The following is a 17508-nucleotide window of genomic DNA, read 5'->3' on the forward strand; positions in this document are numbered from 1 at the left end:
GGAAATGGTGATGCCTGGGGACAACGTCAGCATCACGGTCAAGCTGATCGCGCCGATCGCGATGGAAGAGGGCCTGCGCTTCGCGATCCGCGAAGGCGGCCGCACCGTCGGCTCGGGCGTCGTCGCCAAGATCATCGAGTAAGGCAGGCAGATCATGCAAAAGCAAAAGATCCGCATTCGCCTGAAGGCCTTTGACTACAAGTTGATCGACCAGTCGGCCCTCGAGATCGTCGACACCGCCAAGCGCACGGGCGCGATCGTCAAGGGCCCGGTGCCCCTGCCGACCCGCATGCAGCGCTTCGACATCCTGCGTTCTCCGCACGTCAACAAGACCAGCCGCGACCAGTTCGAGATCCGCACGCACCAGCGCCTGATGGACATCGTCGACCCCACCGACAAGACCGTTGACGCGCTGATGAAGCTGGACCTGCCGGCGGGCGTGGACGTCGAGATCAAGCTGCAGTAAAGATGGTGCCTTGCGGGTTCTCCCGCAAGGCGGCTATACTCGCCAGCTTTTGCGCGAACCCTCGAGGTTCGCGCAAGCGCCTTCAACAAGCGCACATCCTCCCCGGCCAATCGATGTCGGGTGTTTGAAACAAAGGCCTCGAAGCCTGCCGAAACGCGGTGGGCCACAGGCTGGAGAAAAGCCATGACGACAGCTGCCAACAGCTATCGCCTCGGTTTGCTGGGCCGCAAGGTCGGCATGATGCGCATCTTCACCGACGATGGCGACGCCATCCCCGTGACGGTGCTCGACGTGTCGAACAACCGCGTCACCCAGGTCAAGACCGAGCAGACCGACGGCTACAACGCCCTGCAAGTGGCGTTCGGTTCGCGCAAGGCCTCGCGCGTGACCAAGCCGGAAGCCGGCCACCTCGCGAAGGCGGGCGTGGAAGCCGGTGAGATCCTCCAGGAATTCCGCGTGCCGGCCGACGTGGTCGGCCAGTACGCCGCCGGTGCTGCCGTGCCGGTCACGCTGTTCGCGGTGGGCCAGAAGGTCGACGTGCAGGGCACCTCGATCGGCAAGGGCTTCACCGGCACGATCAAGCGCCACAACTTCAGTTCGCAGCGCGCCTCACACGGCAACAGCCGTTCGCACAACGTGCCCGGCTCGATCTCTATGGCGCAGGACCCGGGTCGTGTGTTCCCGGGCAAGCGCATGTCGGGCCACCTGGGTGACGAGACCGTCACGACGCAGAACCTCGACATCGTCCGCATCGACGAGGCGCGCCAGCTGTTGCTGGTTCGTGGTGCCGTTCCCGGCGCCGCCAGCGGCTTCGTGACCGTGCGGCCGGCTGTCAAGGTCAAGGCCAAGAAGGGAGCCTGAAGATGCAACTCGAGCTCCTGAACGAACAGGGCCAGGCTTCGGCCAAGGTCGATGCGCCGGACACCGTGTTCGGCCGCGACTACAACGAAGCGCTGATCCACCAGGTGGTGGTGGCCTATCAGGCCAATGCCCGCCAAGGTACGCGTGCGCAGAAGAACCGCGAGTCGGTGAAGCACTCGACGAAGAAGCCGTGGCGCCAGAAGGGCACCGGCCGTGCCCGCGCCGGCATGACCTCGTCGCCGATCTGGCGTGGAGGCGGTCGCGCCTTCCCGAACCTGCCGGACGAGAACTTCTCGCACAAGGTCAACAAGAAGATGTACCGCGCCGGCATGGCGTCGATCTTCTCGCAGCTGGTGCGTGATGGCCGCCTCGCGGTCGTTGATTCGATCGCCGTCGAAGCGCCGAAGACCAAGCTGCTGGCCGCCAAGTTCAAGGCCATGGGCCTCGATTCCGTCCTGGTGATCGCCGACACGGTCGACGAGAACCTGGCGCTGGCCTCGCGCAACCTCGCCAATGTGCTGGTGGTCGAGCCGCGCTACGCCGATCCGCTGTCGCTGGTCTTCTACAAGAAGGTGCTGGTGACCAAGGGCGCGATCGAGCAGCTCAAGGAGATGTTCGCATGAGCGCCCCGCAAAAGTTCGCTGAAGGGCGTCTGGCCCAGGTGCTGATCGCGCCCATCGTGTCCGAGAAGGCCACGAGCGTCGCCGAAAAGCACAACCAGGTGCTGTTCAAGGTGCTGCGCGATGCCACCAAGCCCGAGATCAAGGCCGCCGTCGAGCTGCTGTTCAAGGTCGAAGTGAAGGACGTGCAGGTTGCCAACCAGAAGGGCAAGGTCAAGCGCTTCGGCGGCCGCATCGGCCGTCGCGACCACGCGAAGAAGGCGTATGTGTCGTTGAAGCCGGGCCAGGAGCTCAACTTCTCCGGGGAGGCCGCGTAAATCATGGCCGTCGTCAAAGTCAAGCCGACCTCGCCGGGCCGCCGCGCCGTCGTCAAGGTCGTGCACAAGCACCTTCACAAGGGTGCGCCCGAGGCTTCGCTGCTCGAGCCGCAGAAGCAGAACTCCGGCCGCAACAACAACGGCCACATCACGATGCGCCACAAGGGCGGTGGTCACAAGCACCACTACCGTGTCGTCGATTTCGTGCGCAACAAGGACGGCATTCCGGCCAAGGTCGAACGCATCGAGTACGACCCCAACCGCACTGCCCACATCGCGCTGGTCTGCTATGCCGATGGCGAGCGCCGCTACATCATCGCCCCGCGCGGTCTGGAAGTCGGTGCCACGCTGCTGAGCGGCGCCGAGGCGCCGATCAAGGCCGGCAACACGCTGCCGATCCGCAACATCCCGGTGGGCTCGACGATCCATTGCGTCGAGATGCTGCCTGGCAAGGGTGCGCAGATCGCGCGCTCGGCCGGTGCCGGCGTCACGCTGATGGCGCGCGAAGGCATCTACGCCCAGGTCCGCCTGCGCTCGGGTGAGGTCCGCAAGATCCACATCGACTGCCGCGCCACCATTGGCGAGGTCTCGAACGAAGAGCACAACCTGCGTCAGTTCGGCAAGGCCGGTGTCAAGCGTTGGATGGGCATCCGTCCGACGGTGCGCGGCGTCGCGATGAACCCGGTGGATCACCCGCACGGTGGTGGCGAAGGCCGCACCGGCGAGGCGCGCGCCCCGGTGTCGCCGTGGAACACGCTGACCAAGGGCTACCGCACCCGCAACAACAAGCGCACGCAGAACATGATCGTGTCGCGTCGCAAGAAGTAAGGGTCCACCATGGCACGCTCACTCAAGAAAGGTCCGTTCGTGGACCACCACCTGATGGCCAAGGTCGACAAGGCCGTTGCCATCAAGGACAAGAAGCCGATCAAGACCTGGTCGCGTCGCTCGACGATCCTGCCCGATTTCATCGGCCTGACGATCGCCGTGCACAACGGCAAGCAACACGTCCCCGTGTACGTGACCGACCAGATGGTCGGCCACAAGCTCGGTGAGTTCGCCATGACCCGCACGTTCAAGGGTCACCCGGCGGACAAGAAGGCGAAGAAGTAAGGGGCCGACGATGGAAACCAAAGCAATCGTCCGTGGTGTGCGCCTGTCGGCCGACAAGGGTCGGCTGGTGGCCAACCTGGTTCGCGGCAAGAAGGTGGACCAGGCCCTGAACATCCTGACGTTCACGCAGAAGAAGGCCGCCGGTATCGTCAAGAAGGCGCTGGAGTCCGCGATCGCGAATGCCGAGCACAACGACGGCGCCGACATCGACGAACTGAAGGTCACCTCGATCTACGTCGAGCAAGGCGCGACGCTGAAGCGCTTCTCGGCGCGGGCCAAGGGCCGCGGCAATCGCATCAGCAAGCCCACCTGTCACATCTTTGTGACGGTCGGCAATTGAGGCTGAAGGAAGACCATGGGACAGAAAATCCATCCGACCGGCTTCCGTCTGGCCGTCACCCGTGCCTGGGCTTCGCGCTGGTACGCCTCGAACCGCAACTTCGCCGGCATGCTGGCCGAAGACCTGCAGGTGCGTGACTACCTGAAGAAGCGCCTGAAGAATGCCGCCGTCTCGCGCATCCTGATCGAGCGTCCCGCCAAGAACGCCCGCATCACCATCTTCTCGGCTCGTCCGGGCGTCGTGATCGGCAAGAAGGGCGAGGACATCGAGAACCTGAAGGCTGAACTGACGCGCCGTCTGGGCGTGCCGGTGGCAGTGAACATCGAGGAAGTGCGCAAGCCCGAAATCGATGCCCAACTGATCGCCGACTCGATCACCCAGCAGCTCGAAAAGCGCATCATGTTCCGCCGCGCGATGAAGCGAGCGATGCAGAACGCGATGCGCCTGGGTGCCCAGGGCATCAAGATCATGAGCGCCGGCCGCCTGAACGGCATCGAAATCGCGCGCACCGAGTGGTATCGCGAAGGCCGTGTGCCGCTGCACACGCTGCGTGCCGACATCGACTACGGCTTCTCGGAAGCCAAGACCACCTACGGCGTCATCGGCGTCAAGGTCTGGGTCTACCGTGGCGACAATCTCGGTCGCGGCGACGCGCCGGGGGCCACCAAGCCCGAGGGCCAGGAAGAAGAGCGCCGTCCGCGCCGCGGTCCGCGTCCGGGTGGCCCGGGCGCGCCGGACCGTCGTGGTCCTCGCCCTGGTGCCGACCGTGGTCCGCGCGGCGATGCCACCGCCGGCGACAGCAAGCCCGCTGATGCCGCTGCCCCGGCAGGCGTCAAGCGCGTGCGCAAGGCGCCTGCGCCTGGCACCGGCGCTGCCTAAGGAGAACTGAATCATGCTGCAACCAGCACGCCGCAAGTTCCGCAAGGAACAGAAGGGCCGCAACACCGGCATCGCCACCCGTGGTGCCAATGTGTCGTTCGGCGAATTCGGCCTCAAGGCCACCGAGCGCGGCCGCATCACCGCGCGCCAGATCGAAGCCGCTCGTCGGGCGATCTCGCGTCACATCAAGCGCGGCGGCCGCATCTTCATCCGCATCTTCCCGGACAAGCCGATCTCGCAGAAGCCTGCAGAAGTGCGGATGGGTAACGGCAAGGGCAACCCCGAGTATTACGTCGCCGAGATCCAGCCGGGCAAGGTGCTGTACGAACTGAACGGCGTGCCTGAGCAACTGGCGCGCGAGGCGTTCACGCTGGCCGCTGCGAAGCTGCCGCTGCGCTGCACGTTCGTCGCGCGCCAGGTCGGCGCCTGAGGTCGGAGAAAGCACCATGAGCAAAGCATCTGATCTGCGCGCCAAGGACGTCGCGGGCCTCGAGAAGGAGGTCACCGACCTGCTGAAGGCCCACTTCGGTCTGCGCATGCAAAAGGGCACGCAACAGCTGAGCAACACCGCGACGCTGGGCCAGACCCGTCGTGACATCGCTCGCGCCAAGACCATCCTGGCCGAGAAGAAGAAGGGAGCCGCGAAGTGAGCGAAGCCCAAACCCAAACGCCCGCCAAGAACACCCGCACCCTGGTCGGCCGCGTCGTCAGCGACAAGCGTTCGAAGACCGTGACCGTGCTGGTCGAGCGTCGGGTGACGCATGAGCTGTACGGCAAGATCGTCGGCCGCTCGCGCAAGTACCACGCACACGATGAGAAGGGTGAGTACCACCTGGGTGACCTGGTCGAGATTGCCGAAGGCCGTCCGATCAGCAAGACCAAGTCCTGGGTCGTGACCAAGCTGCTGCAGAAGGCGGCGATGGTCTGAGCACCCAAGCCCGGGGCGGCGACGGGGCTTCCCATTGCACGCAGGGCCATTCGGCCGGTTCGCTGGAATACTCGCGGCCGGCCGATTTTCATTTCACGAGGAGCGCATCCATGATCAAGGTTGGCGACAAGCTGCCCGCGGGCACCCTGTACGAGTTCATCGAAGTCGAAGGCAATGGCTGCTCGATCGGGCCGAACAGCTTTGACGTCGAGAAGGCCACGGCTGGCAAGAAGATCGCGATCTTCGCGTTGCCCGGGGCCTATACGCCGACCTGCTCGGCCAAGCATGTGCCGGGTTTCGTCGCGAAGGCCGATGAGCTGAAGGCTGCCGGCGTCGATGAGATCTGGTGTGTATCCGTCAATGACGCGTTCGTCATGGGGGCCTGGGGCCGCGATCAGAAGACCGCCGGCAAGGTGCGCATGATGGCTGACGGCAGCGCCGATTTCGCCAAGGCCACCGGCCTGACTCTGGATCTCACGGCCAAAGGCATGGGTCTGCGCTCGAATCGTTATTCGATGCTGGTCGACAACGGCATCGTCAAGACGCTGAATGTCGAGGCGCCCGGCAAGTTCGAGGTCAGCGACGCTGACACCATGCTGCGCCAGGCCAAGGAAAATGCCTGAACGTGCTTGACCGCGCTGCGGGTTAGCACGCATAATCCGCAGCTTCGCCGCCAAGCGGCTTGCGCATTCGTCGCGGGCTGTTTGTCGGATCCGCCCAAAGCGGTGCTCCTTCTCGAGGGGTGCTGACGGGCCCAAGACTGACTGGTGATTCGCATGCGACGCAAGCCGCATGCGATTCGGCGGTCAAGTTGGGGACAAACATGATCCAAATGCAATCGCGACTCGACGTCGCTGACAACACGGGCGCGAAGTCCGTCATGTGCATCAAGGTGCTGGGTGGTTCCAAGCGCCGCTATGCCGCCATTGGCGATGTCATCAAGGTGTCGATCAAGGAGGCCGCGCCGCGCGGTCGCGTGAAGAAGGGCGAGATCTACAGCGCTGTGGTCGTCCGCACTGCCAAGGGCGTGCGTCGCCAGGATGGTTCGCTGGTGAAGTTCGACGGCAATGCCGCCGTGCTGCTCAATGCCAAGCTCGAGCCGATCGGCACCCGCATCTTCGGGCCGGTGACGCGTGAACTGCGTACCGAGCGCTTCATGAAGATCGTGTCGCTGGCGCCGGAAGTGCTCTAAGCGCCGCACCGACTCAAAGGACTGGCCATGAACAAGATTCGCAAGGGCGACCAGGTCATCGTGTTGACCGGCCGCGACAAGGGCAAGCGCGGCACCGTGTCGCTGCGCGTCGATGACGATCACGTCATCGTCGAGGGCATCAACGTGGTGAAGAAGCACGTCAAGCCGAACCCGATGAAGGGTACGACCGGCGGCGTGGTCGACAAGACGATGCCGATCAACCAATCCAACGTCGCGATCTTCAATGCCGCGACCGGCAAGGCCGACCGCGTCGGCGTGAAGCTTCTGGCCGATGGCAAGAAGGTTCGCGTCTACAAGTCCAGCGGCGAAGAGATCAAGGCGTAAGAGGTCGACATGGCTCGTCTGCAAGAGTTTTATCGCGAAAAGGTCGTTCCGGACCTCGTCAAGAAGTTCGGCTACAAGTCCGTGATGGAAGTGCCGCGCCTGACCAAGATCACGCTCAACATGGGTGTGAGCGAGGCGGTCGCCGACAAGAAGGTGATGGAGCACGCGGTGGGAGATCTGACCAAGATCGCCGGCCAGAAGCCCGTGGTGACCAAGTCGCGCAAGGCGATCGCCGGCTTCAAGATCCGCGAGAACCTGCCCATCGGCTGCATGGTCACGCTGCGTGGCGTGCGCATGTACGAATTCCTCGACCGCTTCGTGACGATCGCGCTGCCGCGCGTGCGTGACTTCCGCGGCATCTCGGGCCGCGCGTTCGACGGCCGCGGCAACTACAACGTCGGCGTCAAGGAACAGATCATCTTCCCCGAGATCGAGTACGACAAGATCGACGCGCTGCGTGGCCTGAACATCAGCTTCACGACCACCGCGAAGACCGACGACGAGTGCAAGGCGCTGCTGCAGGCCTTCCGCTTCCCGTTCAAGAACTGAAGGCGAACCATGGCCAAACTGTCCCTCAAGCAACGTGAAGCCAAGCGCGAAGAGTTGGTCGCCAAGTACGCGAAGAAGTACGCCGAACTGAAGGCTGTCGCGAACGACGCGAAGAAGTCCGACGAAGAGCGCTACCTCGCCCGTCTGGAACTGCAGAAGCTGCCGCGCAACGCCAACCCGACCCGCCTGCGCAACCGTTGTGAACTGACCGGACGTCCCCGCGGCACCTTCCGTCAGTTCGGCCTCGGTCGCAGCAAGATCCGCGAACTCGCCTTCAAGGGCGACATTCCCGGCGTGGTCAAGGCCAGCTGGTAAGCGGCGAGAGCAGGAGATATCCCCATGAGCATGAGTGATCCCATCGCCGACATGCTGACGCGCATCCGTAACGCACAGATGGTCGAGAAGGCCGTCGTGACGATGCCGTCGTCAAAGCTGAAGGTCGCGATCGCCCAGGTCCTGAAGGACGAGGGCTACATCGACGGTTTCGCCGTCAAGACCGACGGTGCCAAGACCGAGCTCGAAGTCGCGTTGAAGTACTACGCCGGGCGTCCGGTGATCGAGCGCATCGAGCGCGTCAGCCGGCCCGGCCTGCGCGTGTACAAGGGCCGCGACGCGATTCCGCAGGTCATGAACGGCCTGGGTGTGGCCATCGTCACCACGCCCAAGGGTGTGATGACCGACCGCAAGGCGCGCCAGAACGGCGTCGGCGGCGAAGTCCTTTGCTACGTGGCCTGATCGAAGGAGAGACAACCATGTCCCGCGTAGGAAAGATGCCGATCAACGTCCCGCAAGGCGTGGACGTGCAGATCACGGCCGACCAGATCACCGTCAAGGGTGCCAATGGCACGCTGGCGCGCGCGATCAACCCGCTGGTGTCGGTGCAGAAGGATGGCGCCGTGCTGAAGATGGCCCCGGCCAACGACAGCGTCGAAGCCAATGCGATGAGCGGCACGATGCGTGCGCTCGTCAACAACATGGTCAACGGTGTCAGCAAGGGCTTCGAGAAGAAGCTGACCCTGGTCGGCGTGGGCTTCCGCGCGCAGGCCCAGGGCACCAAGCTGAACTTGCAGATCGGCTTCTCGCACCCGGTGGCCAAGGACATGCCCGCCGGCATCAAGGTCGAATGCCCGACCCAGACGGAAATCATCATCAAGGGCGCCGACCGTCAGGTCGTCGGCCAGGTGGCCGCCGAGGTGCGTGCGATCCGTCCGCCCGAGCCGTACAAGGGCAAGGGCATCCGCTACGCCGATGAGCGCGTGGTGCTGAAGGAAACGAAGAAGAAGTAAGGAGCTGATGATGCTGACGAAGAAAGAACAGCGCCTGCGTCGCTCCCGCCAGACCCGCGCGCGCATTGCCCAGCAAGGCGTGGTCCGCCTGACGGTCTTCCGTTCCAACACGCACATCTACGCGAGCGTCATCTCCGACGATGGTCAGCGCGTGCTGGCGTCGGCGTCGACGGCCGAGAAGGAAGTGCGCGAGCAACTGGCTGGCAAGGGCGGCAACACCGCCGCGGCCACCGCGGTTGGCAAGCGCATTGCCGAAAAGGCCAAGGCCGCTGGCGTCGAGAAGGTTGCGTTCGACCGCGCGGGCTTCGCATACCACGGCCGCGTCAAGGCGCTGGCCGAGGCGGCGCGTGAAGCCGGCCTGCAGTTCTGAGCACGGAATAGGACAAGCAAATGGCAAAGTTTCAACCCCGCGCTCAGACCGAAGGCAACGACGACGGTCTGAAGGAAAAGATGATCGCGGTCAATCGCGTGACCAAGGTCGTCAAGGGCGGCCGTACGCTCAGCTTCGCTGCGCTGACCGTGGTCGGTGATGGCGACGGCCGCATCGGCATGGGCAAGGGCAAGGCCAAGGAAGTGCCGGTGTCGGTGCAGAAGGCCATGGAAGGCGCTCGCCGCAACATGTTCAAGGTGCAGCTGCGCAATGGCACCGTGCACCACAACGTGCGCGGCGAGCACGGCGCCGCCAAGGTGCTGCTGGCGCCGGCCCCGAAGGGTACCGGCATCATCGCCGGCGGCCCGATGCGCGCGGTCTTCGAAGTGATGGGTGTGACCGACATCGTGGCCAAGAGCCTCGGGTCGAGCAACCCGTACAACATGGTGCGCGCCACGCTGGACGCGCTGAAGCGCTCGACCACCGCCTCCGAAGTGGCGGCCAAACGCGGCAAGACGGTTGAAGAGATCTTCAACTGATCGCGCGCGACGGAGTATTCCCATGTCGGACAAGAAAACCCTCAAGGTCAAGCTCGTCAAGAGCCCGATCGGTTGCAAGCAGTCGCACCGCGATACCGTGCGCGGCCTCGGCCTGCGTCGCGTCAACAGCGAGAGCGTGCTCGAAGACACCCCGGCCGTGCGCGGCATGATCAACAAGATCTCGTACCTGGTACTGGTGCTGTAAAGCGCGCACCCGATACGCCAAGGACAGCAACATGCAACTCAATACGCTGAAGCCCGCCTCGGGCGCCAAGCATGCCAAGCGCCGCGTCGGCCGCGGCATGGGCTCGGGCCTGGGCAAGACGTCCGGTCGCGGCCACAACGGCCAGCATTCGCGCGCCGGCGGCTACCACAAGGTCGGCTTCGAAGGCGGCCAGATGCCGCTGCAGCGCCGTCTGCCCAAGCGCGGCTTCAAGTCGCACGCCCTGCAATTCAACGGCGAAATCACGCTGGCTGACCTGCAGCGCCTCGACAAGGATGAGGTCGACCTGGTCACGCTGAAGGCTGCTGGCCTGGTCGGCGAGCTGATCAAGCACGTCAAGGTCATCAAGTCGGGCGAACTGTCGCGCAAGGTGGCCCTCAAGGGTCTTGCCGCGACCGCCGGAGCCAAGGCGGCTATCGAAGCCGCCGGCGGCAGCCTGGCCTAAGGCCTGATCGACGCGTCAAGCGAGCGACACTTTGGCAACTTCGGCAAACCAGCTGGCCAAGAGCGGCAAGTTCGGCGACCTGCGTCGCCGACTCGTTTTCTTGCTGCTCGCGCTGGTGGTTTATCGTCTCGGCGCCCACATCCCGGTGCCGGGCATCGACCCGCACCAGCTGCAGCAACTCTTCAAAGGTCAGCAGGGCGGCATCCTGAGCCTGTTCAACATGTTCTCGGGCGGCGCGCTGTCGCGCTTCACCGTGTTCGCGTTGGGCATCATGCCGTACATCTCCGCGTCGATCATCATGCAGTTGATGACCTACGTGATCCCGACGCTGGAGTCGCTGAAGAAAGAGGGCGAGGCTGGACGCCGCAAGATCACGCAGTACACGCGCTACGGTACCTTGGGCCTCGCGCTGTTCCAGTCGTTGGGCATTGCGCTGGCATTGGAAGGTTCGCAGGGCCTGGTGCTGAGCCCGGGCTTTGGCTTCCGGCTCACCACCGTGGTCAGCCTGACCGCCGGCACGATGTTCCTGATGTGGCTGGGCGAGCAGATCACCGAACGGGGTCTCGGGAACGGTATCTCGATCCTGATCTTCGGTGGTATCGCGGCCGGCCTGCCGAATGCCATTGGCGGCTTGTTCGAGCTGGTGCGCACCGGTGCGATGAGCATCATTGCTGCGCTGTTCATCATCGCGATCGTCGTGCTGGTCACTTTCGCGGTGGTGTTTGTCGAGCGTGGTCAGCGCAAGATCCTGGTGAATTACGCCAAGCGCCAGGTCGGGAACAAGGTCTATGGCGGCCAGTCCTCGCACCTGCCGCTGAAGCTGAACATGTCGGGCGTGATCCCGCCGATCTTTGCCTCGTCGATCATCCTGCTGCCGGCCACCGTGGTGGGTTGGTTCGCCACCGGCGAGGGGCTGCGCTGGTTGAAGGACATTTCGTCGGCCCTTTCGCCGGGCCAGCCGATCTACGTGCTGCTGTACGCGGCGATGATCGTGTTCTTCTGCTTCTTCTACACCGCGCTGGTGTTCAACAGCCGCGAGACGGCTGACAACCTGAAGAAGAGCGGCGCGTTCATCCCGGGCATCCGCCCGGGCGAGCAGACCGCCAAGCACATTGACAAGATCCTGTCTCGCCTGACGCTAGCTGGTGCTGTCTACATCACGCTCGTGTGCCTGCTGCCCGAGTTCCTGGTGCTGAAGTACAACGTACCGTTCTACTTCGGCGGGACCTCGCTGCTGATCATCGTCGTCGTCACGATGGACTTCTGGGCTCAGGTGCAAAGCTACGTGATGAGCCAGCAGTACGAGTCGCTGCTGAAGAAAGCCAATTTCAAGGCAAGCTGAGATGGCGAAGGACGATGTCATCCAGATGCAGGGCGAGATTCTCGAGAACCTGCCCAATGCCACCTTTCGCGTGAAGCTCGAGAACGGCCATGTCGTGCTCGGCCATATCTCGGGGAAGATGCGCATGCATTACATCCGCATCCTGCCGGGCGACAAGGTGACGGTTGAATTGACGCCCTACGATTTGAGTCGCGCTCGCATCGTGTTCCGCGCGAAGTGAGTGCTTAAGGAGAAGACGATGAAAGTCTCTGCATCGGTCAAGAAGATGTGCCGCAATTGCAAGATCATCCGCCGCAAGGGTGTGGTGCGCGTGATCTGCACCGACCCGCGCCACAAGCAACGTCAAGGCTGATAGAGGTTCCCCATGGCACGTATCGCTGGCATCAACATCCCGCCGCACAAGCACGCCGAAATCGGCCTGACTTCCATCTATGGCATCGGCCGCACCACCGCCCAGAAGATCTGTGAAGCGGTGGGCATCGCCTACTCCAAGAAGATCAAGGACCTGAGCGACGGCGACCTCGAGAAGATTCGCGAAGAGGTCGGCAAGCTGACGATCGAGGGTGACCTCCGTCGCGAACTGTCGATGAACATCAAGCGCCTGATGGACCTGGGCTGCTACCGCGGCATGCGCCATCGTCGCGGTCTGCCGCTGCGTGGCCAGCGCACCCGCACCAACGCCCGCACCCGCAAGGGGCCGCGCAAGGGTGCCGCCGCGCTGAAGAAGTAAGCAGCCCTCAAGCTAACCGAGATTCGACATGGCCAAAGCACCTGCCAATACCGCGGCGCGCCGCGTGAGCAAGAAGATCCGCAAGAACGTTGCGGACGGTATCGCTCACGTGCACGCCTCGTTCAACAACACCATCATCACGATCACCGACCGCCAGGGCAGTTCGCTTGCCTGGGCCTCGTCGGGCGGCCAGGGCTTCAAGGGTTCGCGCAAGTCGACGCCGTTCGCTGCCCAGGTGGCTGCCGAAGTCGCCGGCCGCGCTGCGCAGGAGCAGGGCATCAAGAACCTGGACGTCAAGATCAAGGGCCCGGGCCCGGGTCGCGAGTCGTCCGTGCGCGCATTGGCTGCGCTGGGCATCCGCATCAACTCGATCAGCGACGTGACGCCCGTGCCGCACAACGGCTGCCGTCCGCAGAAGCGCCGTCGCATCTGAGATAACGGTGCTTGCTCACCGGCGGTAGCGATACCGCTAGAATGAGCGGTTTTTCGCCAGCCGGCTGACGCTTCTGTGTCGGCCGGCGATTTCGTTGGGGGCGGCCTTCCGCCTCCGCCTGAAGCCCACCGTCTGAGCGACCTTCGAACAACACCCGCCAGACTCGCGCGACATCTGCCTCGCGTCAGACCATTTCCGCAAAGGACCTAACGTGGCACGTTATCTTGGACCCAAGGCCAAACTGGCCCGCCGTGAAGGCACCGATCTCTACCTGAAGAGCGCCCGCCGCGCCATCAGCGACAAGGCCAAGTTCGAAAGCAAGCCGGGCCAGCATGGCCGCACCTCGGGCTCGCGCACGTCCGACTTCGGCCTGCAACTGCGCGAAAAGCAGAAGGTCAAGCGCATGTACGGCGTGCTGGAGCGCCAGTTCCGCCGCTACTTCGCCGAAGCCGAGCGCCGCAAGGGCAATACCGGCGCCAACCTGCTGTTCATCCTCGAGTCGCGGCTGGACAACGTGGTCTACCGCATGGGCTTCGGCTCGACCCGCGCCGAGGCGCGCCAGCTGGTGTCGCACCAGGCCATCCTGGTCAACGGCAAGACGGTCAACATTCCGTCCTACCTGGTCAAGGCTGGCGACGTGATCGCGCTGCGCGAGAAGGCCAAGAAGCAGCTGCGCGTGACCGACGCGGTCAAGCTGGCCGAGTCCATCGGCATGCCCGGCTGGGTGCAGGTGGACGCCACCAAGCTCGAAGGCGTCTTCAAGAAGGTGCCCGACCGTGACGAGTTCGGCTCGGACATCAACGAGTCGCTGATCGTCGAGTTGTACTCGCGCTAAGACGAACTCGCGGAGGGTGGGCCAAGGGGCCGGCTCTCCGTCCAGGACGATCCGCTTGCCGGGCGCGGATCTCTCCTGCAGCAAGCCCGGCATGGTCCGCCAGCCTTATCGGTGTAACGAGCCGAGGGTATTGAGAGGAACAGGACTCGATGCAAACCAATCTGCTGAAACCCAAAGCCATCCACGTGGAGCCGCTGGGCGGCCACCGTGCCAAAGTGACGCTCGAGCCGTTCGAGCGCGGGTACGGCCACACGCTCGGCAACGCGCTGCGTCGCGTGCTGCTGTCGTCGATGGTGGGTTACGCGCCGACGGAGGTGACGATCGCCGGCGTGCTGCATGAGTATTCGACCGTCGACGGCGTGGCCGAAGACGTCGTGCACATCATGCTGAACCTCAAGGGCGTCGTCTTCCGCCTGCACAACCGCGACGAAGTGACGCTGGTCGTACGCAAGGAAGGCGAAGGCCCGGTCACCGCGCAGGACATCCAGGTTCCGCACGACGTGGAGATCATCAACCCCGAGCACGTCATCGCCCACCTCGCCCAGGGTGGCAAGCTGGACATGCAGATCAAGGTCGAGAAGGGCCGCGGCTACGTGCCCGGCAACCTGCGCCGCTATGGTGACGAGCCGACCAAGTCGATTGGCCGCATCGTGCTGGACGCGTCGTTCTCGCCGGTCAAGCGCGTCAGCTACGCGGTGGAGAACGCCCGCGTCGAGCAGCGCACCGACCTCGACAAGCTGGTGATGGAAATCGAGACCAACGGCGCTATTTCGCCCGAGGAAGCGATCCGTGCGTCGGCCAAGATCCTGGTCGACCAGCTGGTGGTCTTCACCGGCCTGGAAGGCACCGACATGCCGACCTACGGTGGCGAACGCGACCAGCCGCGCAAGGACAACTTCGACCCGATCCTGCTGCGTCCGGTGGACGAGCTGGAGCTCACGGTGCGCTCGGCCAACTGCCTGAAGGCCGAGAACATCTATTACATCGGCGACCTGATCCAGCGCACGGAAACCGAGCTGCTGAAGACGCCGAACCTGGGCCGCAAGTCGCTCAACGAAATCAAGGAAGTGCTCGCCTCGCGTGGTCTTACGCTGGGCGCGCGCCTCGAGAACTGGCCTCCGCAGGGCCTCGACAAGCGTTAATGTCGACACGAAAGACGGTCCTATCGGACCGTCGACGGTGGTGGGCCGCCAAGGGGCGGCCCGGTGCACACCTCGGTACCTGATACGGCCGAGGTCAACATAAGGAAAGGAAAGCACCATGCGTCACGGACACGGACTCCGCAAACTCAACCGCACCAGCGAGCATCGCCAGGCGATGCTGCGCAACATGTGCGTCTCGCTGCTGCAGCACGAAGCCATCAAGACCACGGTCCCGAAGGCCAAGGAACTGCGCCGCGTCGTCGAACCGCTGATCACGCTGGCCAAGGAGCCGACGGTGGCCAACCGCCGCCTGGCCTTCAACCGCCTGCGCGACCGCGACATCGTCACCAAGCTGTTCAACGAACTGGGCCCGCGCTACCAGACGCGCCCGGGCGGCTACACGCGCATCCTGAAGATGGGCTTCCGCGTGGGTGACAACGCGCCGATGGCGTTCGTCGAGCTCGTCGACCGTCCGGAGCCCGTCGCCCAGGCGGCCGCCGAAGGCAGCGCCGACTAAGTCACGCGTCGGCACCCCGATCCGCGTTCAAGGGCCAGCCCATGTGCTGGCCCTTGTTCCGTCTGGCGCCGACTGATCCAAAATCGCGCCATGGCGCTCCCACGCACGTTGCAAAGTCGCTGGCTGCGGTCGCTGCTGGCGCTGCTGGCCTGTTGCCTGCTGTTCTGTGCTGCGCGGGCGGCCGACGACTTCCTGGAGCCTGAGAAGGCCTTCCGCTTCTCGGCCCGCATGGCCAGCGCGCAGGAGCTGGAGATCCGTTACGAGGTGGCGCCGGGCTACTACCTGTACCGCGACCGCTTTGCCTTCGTGGTCGAAGGTGCGGCGGCCGGCGAGGCTCGCATTCCCGCCGGCAAGGTGAAGTTCGACGAGAACTTCCAGAAGAACGTCGAGACACTGCGGGGCGACCTGCGCATCACGCTGCCGCTCGGTGCCATCAGTGGCCCCTTCACGCTGAAGTCCACCGCCCAGGGTTGTGCCGATGCGGGGCTGTGCTATCCGCCCCAGACCAGCACCTTGCAGATCGATCCGGCGGCCGGCGCAAGCGCCGGCATGGCGGCTGGAGCCCCTGCGGTGGCTGCGCCAGCGCCCGGCGGCCTGGCCGCGTGGCGCGACGGCACGATCGTCGACCAGACCCTGCAAGGTGGGCGCTTCTGGCCGGTGGTCGGTGTGTTCCTCGTCATCGGCATGCTGTTGTCGCTGACACCCTGCGTGCTCCCGATGCTGCCGATCATGTCCTCGCTGATCGTGGGCACGCAGCAGCAGCCCTCGCGGGCACGGGGGCTGGCCCTGGCCGCCAGTTATTCGCTGGGCATGGCACTGGTCTACACGGCGCTCGGCGTGATGGCTGGCCTGGCCGGCGAAGGCTTTGCGGCCGCCTTGCAGACACCCTGGGCGATCGGCGCCTTCTCGCTGTTGCTGGCGGTGTTCTCGCTGTCGATGTTCGATGTCTACGAGCTGCGCCTGCCGGCGCGCTTCACGACCCATGTGTCGACGCAGTGCAATCGCATGCCGGCCGGGCAACTGGCCGGCGTGTTCATGATGGGTGGGCTGTCGGCGCTGATCGTCAGCCCCTGCGTCACCGCGCCGCTGGCCGGCGCGCTGCTGTTCATCAGCCAGAGTCGCGACCTGGTGCTCGGCGGCGGCGCGCTGTTCGCGATGGCCACGGGCATGAGCGTGCCGCTGCTGGTGCTGGGCGGTTCATCGGGCCGCTGGCTGCCACGATCGGGGCCCTGGATGTATGCGGTCAAGCGCCTGTTCGGCAGCCTGATGCTGGGGGTGGCGATCTGGCTGGCGCAGCCAATCCTGCCGGCTGGCGTGGTACTCGCTTTGTGGGGTGTGCTGCTGTTGCTGGTGGGGCTGCTGTTGCAGCCCTGGCGGGCGGGCAGCGGACATCGGCATGCCATGCGCTCGTTGCTGCGGCGCGTGTGCGGCGTGGTCGCCTTGCTGTTGGGGGGCGTGCAGATCGTTGGCGCCGCCACCGGCGGGCGTGACCCCTTGCAGCCCCTGGCGCAGCTTGGCGAGGCAGAAGCCGCCACGGCAAAGCCCCTGGCCTTCAAGCCAGTGCGCAGCGTCGCGGAGCTCGACGCGATCCTGGCTGCCGGCACGGGGCCGGTGATGCTGGATTTCTATGCCGACTGGTGCGTGTCCTGCAAGGAAATGGAGCGCTTCACCTTCCGCAACGCCCAGGTCGCGCAGCGTCTGGCCGGCGTCCAGCTGCTGAAGGCCGATGTCACGGGCAACACCGAAGCCGATCGTGCGCTGCTGCGCCGCTTCAGGCTGTTCGGCCCACCCGGCACCCTGTTCTTCGACGCCCAGGGACGCGAGATCCCCGGCACCCGCGTCATCGGCTTCCAGGGCCCGGCACGCTTCCGCGGCACGCTCGACACCGCAGGTCTTTAGGCGCGCCGCGCCGCATCTGCACGCCGCGAATTACCTAAGTCACGCCTGGCCCGGGCAGGGCCTGATTATTCTTGCCCAGGCTGACAGGAGTGCACGGTGAACTTCCATGGTGTCGCGGGGCGTGCCCGCATCGCAGG

At 64.7% G+C, this 17508-nt stretch carries 31 protein-coding genes and 1 pseudogene; all 32 read left to right on the forward strand.

The features are described 5' to 3' along the window. A pseudogene (locus ACILR4_RS09985) lies at window positions 1–142 on the forward strand (elongation factor Tu); the annotation flags it as partial. A gap of 12 nt (window positions 143–154) precedes the next feature. Then, complete coding sequence (gene rpsJ / locus ACILR4_RS09990; protein ID WP_019561663.1) at window positions 155–466, forward strand: 30S ribosomal protein S10; 312 nt, start codon at window positions 155–157, stop codon at window positions 464–466. Window positions 467–649: 183 nt separating this feature from the next. Then, the gene (rplC, locus tag ACILR4_RS09995; protein ID WP_395700702.1) at window positions 650–1327 is read left to right on the forward strand and encodes a 50S ribosomal protein L3; all 678 of its coding nucleotides are present in this window, start codon (window positions 650–652) and stop codon (window positions 1325–1327) included. Window positions 1328–1329: 2 nt separating this feature from the next. After that, entirely contained in the window at window positions 1330–1950 is a 621-nt protein-coding gene (rplD, locus tag ACILR4_RS10000) for a 50S ribosomal protein L4 (protein ID WP_395700703.1), read from the forward strand. After that, the gene (rplW, locus tag ACILR4_RS10005; protein ID WP_395700704.1) at window positions 1947–2264 is read left to right on the forward strand and encodes a 50S ribosomal protein L23; all 318 of its coding nucleotides are present in this window, start codon (window positions 1947–1949) and stop codon (window positions 2262–2264) included. The genes rplD and rplW overlap by 4 nt, the downstream gene beginning before the upstream one ends. Window positions 2265–2267: 3 nt before the next feature. Next, complete coding sequence (gene rplB, locus ACILR4_RS10010; protein WP_395700705.1) at window positions 2268–3092, forward strand: 50S ribosomal protein L2; 825 nt, start codon at window positions 2268–2270, stop codon at window positions 3090–3092. A 9-nt stretch (window positions 3093–3101) separates the two neighbouring features. Beyond that, window positions 3102–3377 carry a 30S ribosomal protein S19 gene (rpsS, locus tag ACILR4_RS10015; protein ID WP_395700706.1) on the forward strand — a complete coding sequence of 92 codons (276 nt, stop codon included), beginning with the start codon at window positions 3102–3104 and terminating at the stop codon, window positions 3375–3377. A gap of 10 nt (window positions 3378–3387) precedes the next feature. Continuing rightward, window positions 3388–3717, forward strand: a complete 330-nt coding sequence (rplV, locus tag ACILR4_RS10020) for a 50S ribosomal protein L22 (protein ID WP_395700707.1) — start codon at window positions 3388–3390, stop codon at window positions 3715–3717. Window positions 3718–3732: 15 nt separating this feature from the next. Next, entirely contained in the window at window positions 3733–4596 is an 864-nt protein-coding gene (gene rpsC, locus ACILR4_RS10025) for a 30S ribosomal protein S3 (RefSeq protein ID WP_395700708.1), read from the forward strand. A 13-nt stretch (window positions 4597–4609) separates the two neighbouring features. Then, window positions 4610–5026 (forward strand): 50S ribosomal protein L16, encoded by a 417-nt coding sequence (gene rplP / locus ACILR4_RS10030; protein WP_395700709.1) that lies wholly within the window; start codon window positions 4610–4612, stop codon window positions 5024–5026. Between the two features lie 16 nt (window positions 5027–5042). Continuing rightward, window positions 5043–5246, forward strand: coding sequence for a 50S ribosomal protein L29 (gene rpmC, locus ACILR4_RS10035; protein WP_395700710.1), 204 nt, complete (start codon window positions 5043–5045; stop codon window positions 5244–5246). Then, window positions 5243–5524 carry a 30S ribosomal protein S17 gene (rpsQ, locus tag ACILR4_RS10040; protein ID WP_395700711.1) on the forward strand — a complete coding sequence of 94 codons (282 nt, stop codon included), beginning with the start codon at window positions 5243–5245 and terminating at the stop codon, window positions 5522–5524. The genes rpmC and rpsQ overlap by 4 nt, the downstream gene beginning before the upstream one ends. A 110-nt stretch (window positions 5525–5634) precedes the next feature. Then, the gene (locus tag ACILR4_RS10045) at window positions 5635–6147 is read left to right on the forward strand and encodes a peroxiredoxin (protein ID WP_395700712.1); all 513 of its coding nucleotides are present in this window, start codon (window positions 5635–5637) and stop codon (window positions 6145–6147) included. 200 nt (window positions 6148–6347) lie between these two features. Then, the gene (gene rplN / locus ACILR4_RS10050; protein WP_395700789.1) at window positions 6348–6716 is read left to right on the forward strand and encodes a 50S ribosomal protein L14; all 369 of its coding nucleotides are present in this window, start codon (window positions 6348–6350) and stop codon (window positions 6714–6716) included. A 27-nt stretch (window positions 6717–6743) separates the two neighbouring features. Next, window positions 6744–7061: a 50S ribosomal protein L24 gene (gene rplX, locus ACILR4_RS10055; RefSeq protein ID WP_395700713.1), complete on the forward strand. Its 318-nt coding sequence runs from the start codon at window positions 6744–6746 to the stop codon at window positions 7059–7061. Window positions 7062–7070: 9 nt separating this feature from the next. Next, a complete protein-coding gene (rplE, locus tag ACILR4_RS10060) occupies window positions 7071–7610 on the forward strand; it encodes a 50S ribosomal protein L5 (protein ID WP_395700714.1) in 540 nt (179 codons plus the stop codon). Between the two features lie 9 nt (window positions 7611–7619). After that, window positions 7620–7925 carry a 30S ribosomal protein S14 gene (gene rpsN / locus ACILR4_RS10065; protein ID WP_395700715.1) on the forward strand — a complete coding sequence of 102 codons (306 nt, stop codon included), beginning with the start codon at window positions 7620–7622 and terminating at the stop codon, window positions 7923–7925. 24 nt (window positions 7926–7949) lie between these two features. Beyond that, window positions 7950–8345 (forward strand): 30S ribosomal protein S8, encoded by a 396-nt coding sequence (gene rpsH, locus ACILR4_RS10070; protein ID WP_395700716.1) that lies wholly within the window; start codon window positions 7950–7952, stop codon window positions 8343–8345. A 17-nt stretch (window positions 8346–8362) separates the two neighbouring features. Beyond that, the gene (gene rplF / locus ACILR4_RS10075; protein ID WP_395700717.1) at window positions 8363–8896 is read left to right on the forward strand and encodes a 50S ribosomal protein L6; all 534 of its coding nucleotides are present in this window, start codon (window positions 8363–8365) and stop codon (window positions 8894–8896) included. 10 nt (window positions 8897–8906) lie between these two features. Continuing rightward, entirely contained in the window at window positions 8907–9266 is a 360-nt protein-coding gene (rplR, locus tag ACILR4_RS10080; RefSeq protein ID WP_395700718.1) for a 50S ribosomal protein L18, read from the forward strand. A 20-nt stretch (window positions 9267–9286) separates the two neighbouring features. Further along, window positions 9287–9805 (forward strand): 30S ribosomal protein S5, encoded by a 519-nt coding sequence (gene rpsE, locus ACILR4_RS10085; protein WP_395700719.1) that lies wholly within the window; start codon window positions 9287–9289, stop codon window positions 9803–9805. Window positions 9806–9827: 22 nt separating this feature from the next. Further along, the gene (rpmD, locus tag ACILR4_RS10090; protein ID WP_395700720.1) at window positions 9828–10010 is read left to right on the forward strand and encodes a 50S ribosomal protein L30; all 183 of its coding nucleotides are present in this window, start codon (window positions 9828–9830) and stop codon (window positions 10008–10010) included. Between the two features lie 31 nt (window positions 10011–10041). Further along, a complete protein-coding gene (rplO, locus tag ACILR4_RS10095; RefSeq protein ID WP_395700721.1) occupies window positions 10042–10473 on the forward strand; it encodes a 50S ribosomal protein L15 in 432 nt (143 codons plus the stop codon). Between the two features lie 31 nt (window positions 10474–10504). Then, the gene (gene secY / locus ACILR4_RS10100; RefSeq protein WP_395700722.1) at window positions 10505–11815 is read left to right on the forward strand and encodes a preprotein translocase subunit SecY; all 1311 of its coding nucleotides are present in this window, start codon (window positions 10505–10507) and stop codon (window positions 11813–11815) included. 1 nt (window position 11816) lies between these two features. Continuing rightward, entirely contained in the window at window positions 11817–12035 is a 219-nt protein-coding gene (infA, locus tag ACILR4_RS10105; RefSeq protein ID WP_009855680.1) for a translation initiation factor IF-1, read from the forward strand. A gap of 18 nt (window positions 12036–12053) precedes the next feature. Continuing rightward, the gene (gene rpmJ / locus ACILR4_RS10110; RefSeq protein ID WP_035036301.1) at window positions 12054–12167 is read left to right on the forward strand and encodes a 50S ribosomal protein L36; all 114 of its coding nucleotides are present in this window, start codon (window positions 12054–12056) and stop codon (window positions 12165–12167) included. Window positions 12168–12179: 12 nt separating this feature from the next. Next, the gene (gene rpsM / locus ACILR4_RS10115) at window positions 12180–12545 is read left to right on the forward strand and encodes a 30S ribosomal protein S13 (RefSeq protein WP_395700723.1); all 366 of its coding nucleotides are present in this window, start codon (window positions 12180–12182) and stop codon (window positions 12543–12545) included. Between the two features lie 28 nt (window positions 12546–12573). Further along, window positions 12574–12978, forward strand: a complete 405-nt coding sequence (gene rpsK / locus ACILR4_RS10120) for a 30S ribosomal protein S11 (protein ID WP_173121489.1) — start codon at window positions 12574–12576, stop codon at window positions 12976–12978. A 211-nt stretch (window positions 12979–13189) separates the two neighbouring features. Further along, on the forward strand, window positions 13190–13813 hold the full coding sequence (rpsD, locus tag ACILR4_RS10125) for a 30S ribosomal protein S4 (RefSeq protein ID WP_395700724.1): 624 nt from the start codon (window positions 13190–13192) through the stop codon (window positions 13811–13813). 149 nt (window positions 13814–13962) lie between these two features. Next, complete coding sequence (locus tag ACILR4_RS10130) at window positions 13963–14955, forward strand: DNA-directed RNA polymerase subunit alpha (RefSeq protein ID WP_395700725.1); 993 nt, start codon at window positions 13963–13965, stop codon at window positions 14953–14955. A 118-nt stretch (window positions 14956–15073) separates the two neighbouring features. Next, a complete protein-coding gene (gene rplQ / locus ACILR4_RS10135) occupies window positions 15074–15472 on the forward strand; it encodes a 50S ribosomal protein L17 (protein WP_395700726.1) in 399 nt (132 codons plus the stop codon). A 90-nt stretch (window positions 15473–15562) separates the two neighbouring features. Continuing rightward, complete coding sequence (gene dsbD, locus ACILR4_RS10140; RefSeq protein WP_395700727.1) at window positions 15563–17371, forward strand: protein-disulfide reductase DsbD; 1809 nt, start codon at window positions 15563–15565, stop codon at window positions 17369–17371. Window positions 17372–17508: the final 137 nt, after the last annotated feature.

Origin of the sequence: Aquabacterium sp. (assembly GCF_044226965.1) — a bacterium.
Taxonomy (GTDB): domain Bacteria; phylum Pseudomonadota; class Gammaproteobacteria; order Burkholderiales; family Burkholderiaceae_C; genus Pseudaquabacterium.

Excerpts from the sequence above, each read along its gene's own strand:
- rpsJ (WP_019561663.1), top strand. The coding sequence starts at position 155 with ATGCAAAAGCAAAAGATCCGCATTCGCCTGAAGGCCTTTGACTACAAG.
- rplC (WP_395700702.1), top strand. The coding sequence starts at position 650 with ATGACGACAGCTGCCAACAGCTATCGCCTCGGTTTGCTGGGCCGCAAG.
- rplD (WP_395700703.1), top strand. The coding sequence starts at position 1,330 with ATGCAACTCGAGCTCCTGAACGAACAGGGCCAGGCTTCGGCCAAGGTC.
- rplW (WP_395700704.1), top strand. The coding sequence starts at position 1,947 with ATGAGCGCCCCGCAAAAGTTCGCTGAAGGGCGTCTGGCCCAGGTGCTG.
- rplB (WP_395700705.1), top strand. The coding sequence starts at position 2,268 with ATGGCCGTCGTCAAAGTCAAGCCGACCTCGCCGGGCCGCCGCGCCGTC.
- rpsS (WP_395700706.1), top strand. The coding sequence starts at position 3,102 with ATGGCACGCTCACTCAAGAAAGGTCCGTTCGTGGACCACCACCTGATG.
- rplV (WP_395700707.1), top strand. The coding sequence starts at position 3,388 with ATGGAAACCAAAGCAATCGTCCGTGGTGTGCGCCTGTCGGCCGACAAG.
- rpsC (WP_395700708.1), top strand. The coding sequence starts at position 3,733 with ATGGGACAGAAAATCCATCCGACCGGCTTCCGTCTGGCCGTCACCCGT.
- rplP (WP_395700709.1), top strand. The coding sequence starts at position 4,610 with ATGCTGCAACCAGCACGCCGCAAGTTCCGCAAGGAACAGAAGGGCCGC.
- rpmC (WP_395700710.1), top strand. The coding sequence starts at position 5,043 with ATGAGCAAAGCATCTGATCTGCGCGCCAAGGACGTCGCGGGCCTCGAG.
- ACILR4_RS10045 (WP_395700712.1), top strand. The coding sequence starts at position 5,635 with ATGATCAAGGTTGGCGACAAGCTGCCCGCGGGCACCCTGTACGAGTTC.
- rplN (WP_395700789.1), top strand. The coding sequence starts at position 6,348 with ATGATCCAAATGCAATCGCGACTCGACGTCGCTGACAACACGGGCGCG.
- rplX (WP_395700713.1), top strand. The coding sequence starts at position 6,744 with ATGAACAAGATTCGCAAGGGCGACCAGGTCATCGTGTTGACCGGCCGC.
- rplE (WP_395700714.1), top strand. The coding sequence starts at position 7,071 with ATGGCTCGTCTGCAAGAGTTTTATCGCGAAAAGGTCGTTCCGGACCTC.
- rpsN (WP_395700715.1), top strand. The coding sequence starts at position 7,620 with ATGGCCAAACTGTCCCTCAAGCAACGTGAAGCCAAGCGCGAAGAGTTG.
- rpsH (WP_395700716.1), top strand. The coding sequence starts at position 7,950 with ATGAGCATGAGTGATCCCATCGCCGACATGCTGACGCGCATCCGTAAC.
- rplF (WP_395700717.1), top strand. The coding sequence starts at position 8,363 with ATGTCCCGCGTAGGAAAGATGCCGATCAACGTCCCGCAAGGCGTGGAC.
- rplR (WP_395700718.1), top strand. The coding sequence starts at position 8,907 with ATGCTGACGAAGAAAGAACAGCGCCTGCGTCGCTCCCGCCAGACCCGC.
- rpsE (WP_395700719.1), top strand. The coding sequence starts at position 9,287 with ATGGCAAAGTTTCAACCCCGCGCTCAGACCGAAGGCAACGACGACGGT.
- rpmD (WP_395700720.1), top strand. The coding sequence starts at position 9,828 with ATGTCGGACAAGAAAACCCTCAAGGTCAAGCTCGTCAAGAGCCCGATC.
- rplO (WP_395700721.1), top strand. The coding sequence starts at position 10,042 with ATGCAACTCAATACGCTGAAGCCCGCCTCGGGCGCCAAGCATGCCAAG.
- infA (WP_009855680.1), top strand. The coding sequence starts at position 11,817 with ATGGCGAAGGACGATGTCATCCAGATGCAGGGCGAGATTCTCGAGAAC.
- rpmJ (WP_035036301.1), top strand. The coding sequence starts at position 12,054 with ATGAAAGTCTCTGCATCGGTCAAGAAGATGTGCCGCAATTGCAAGATC.
- rpsM (WP_395700723.1), top strand. The coding sequence starts at position 12,180 with ATGGCACGTATCGCTGGCATCAACATCCCGCCGCACAAGCACGCCGAA.
- rpsK (WP_173121489.1), top strand. The coding sequence starts at position 12,574 with ATGGCCAAAGCACCTGCCAATACCGCGGCGCGCCGCGTGAGCAAGAAG.
- ACILR4_RS10130 (WP_395700725.1), top strand. The coding sequence starts at position 13,963 with ATGCAAACCAATCTGCTGAAACCCAAAGCCATCCACGTGGAGCCGCTG.
- rplQ (WP_395700726.1), top strand. The coding sequence starts at position 15,074 with ATGCGTCACGGACACGGACTCCGCAAACTCAACCGCACCAGCGAGCAT.
- dsbD (WP_395700727.1), top strand. The coding sequence starts at position 15,563 with ATGGCGCTCCCACGCACGTTGCAAAGTCGCTGGCTGCGGTCGCTGCTG.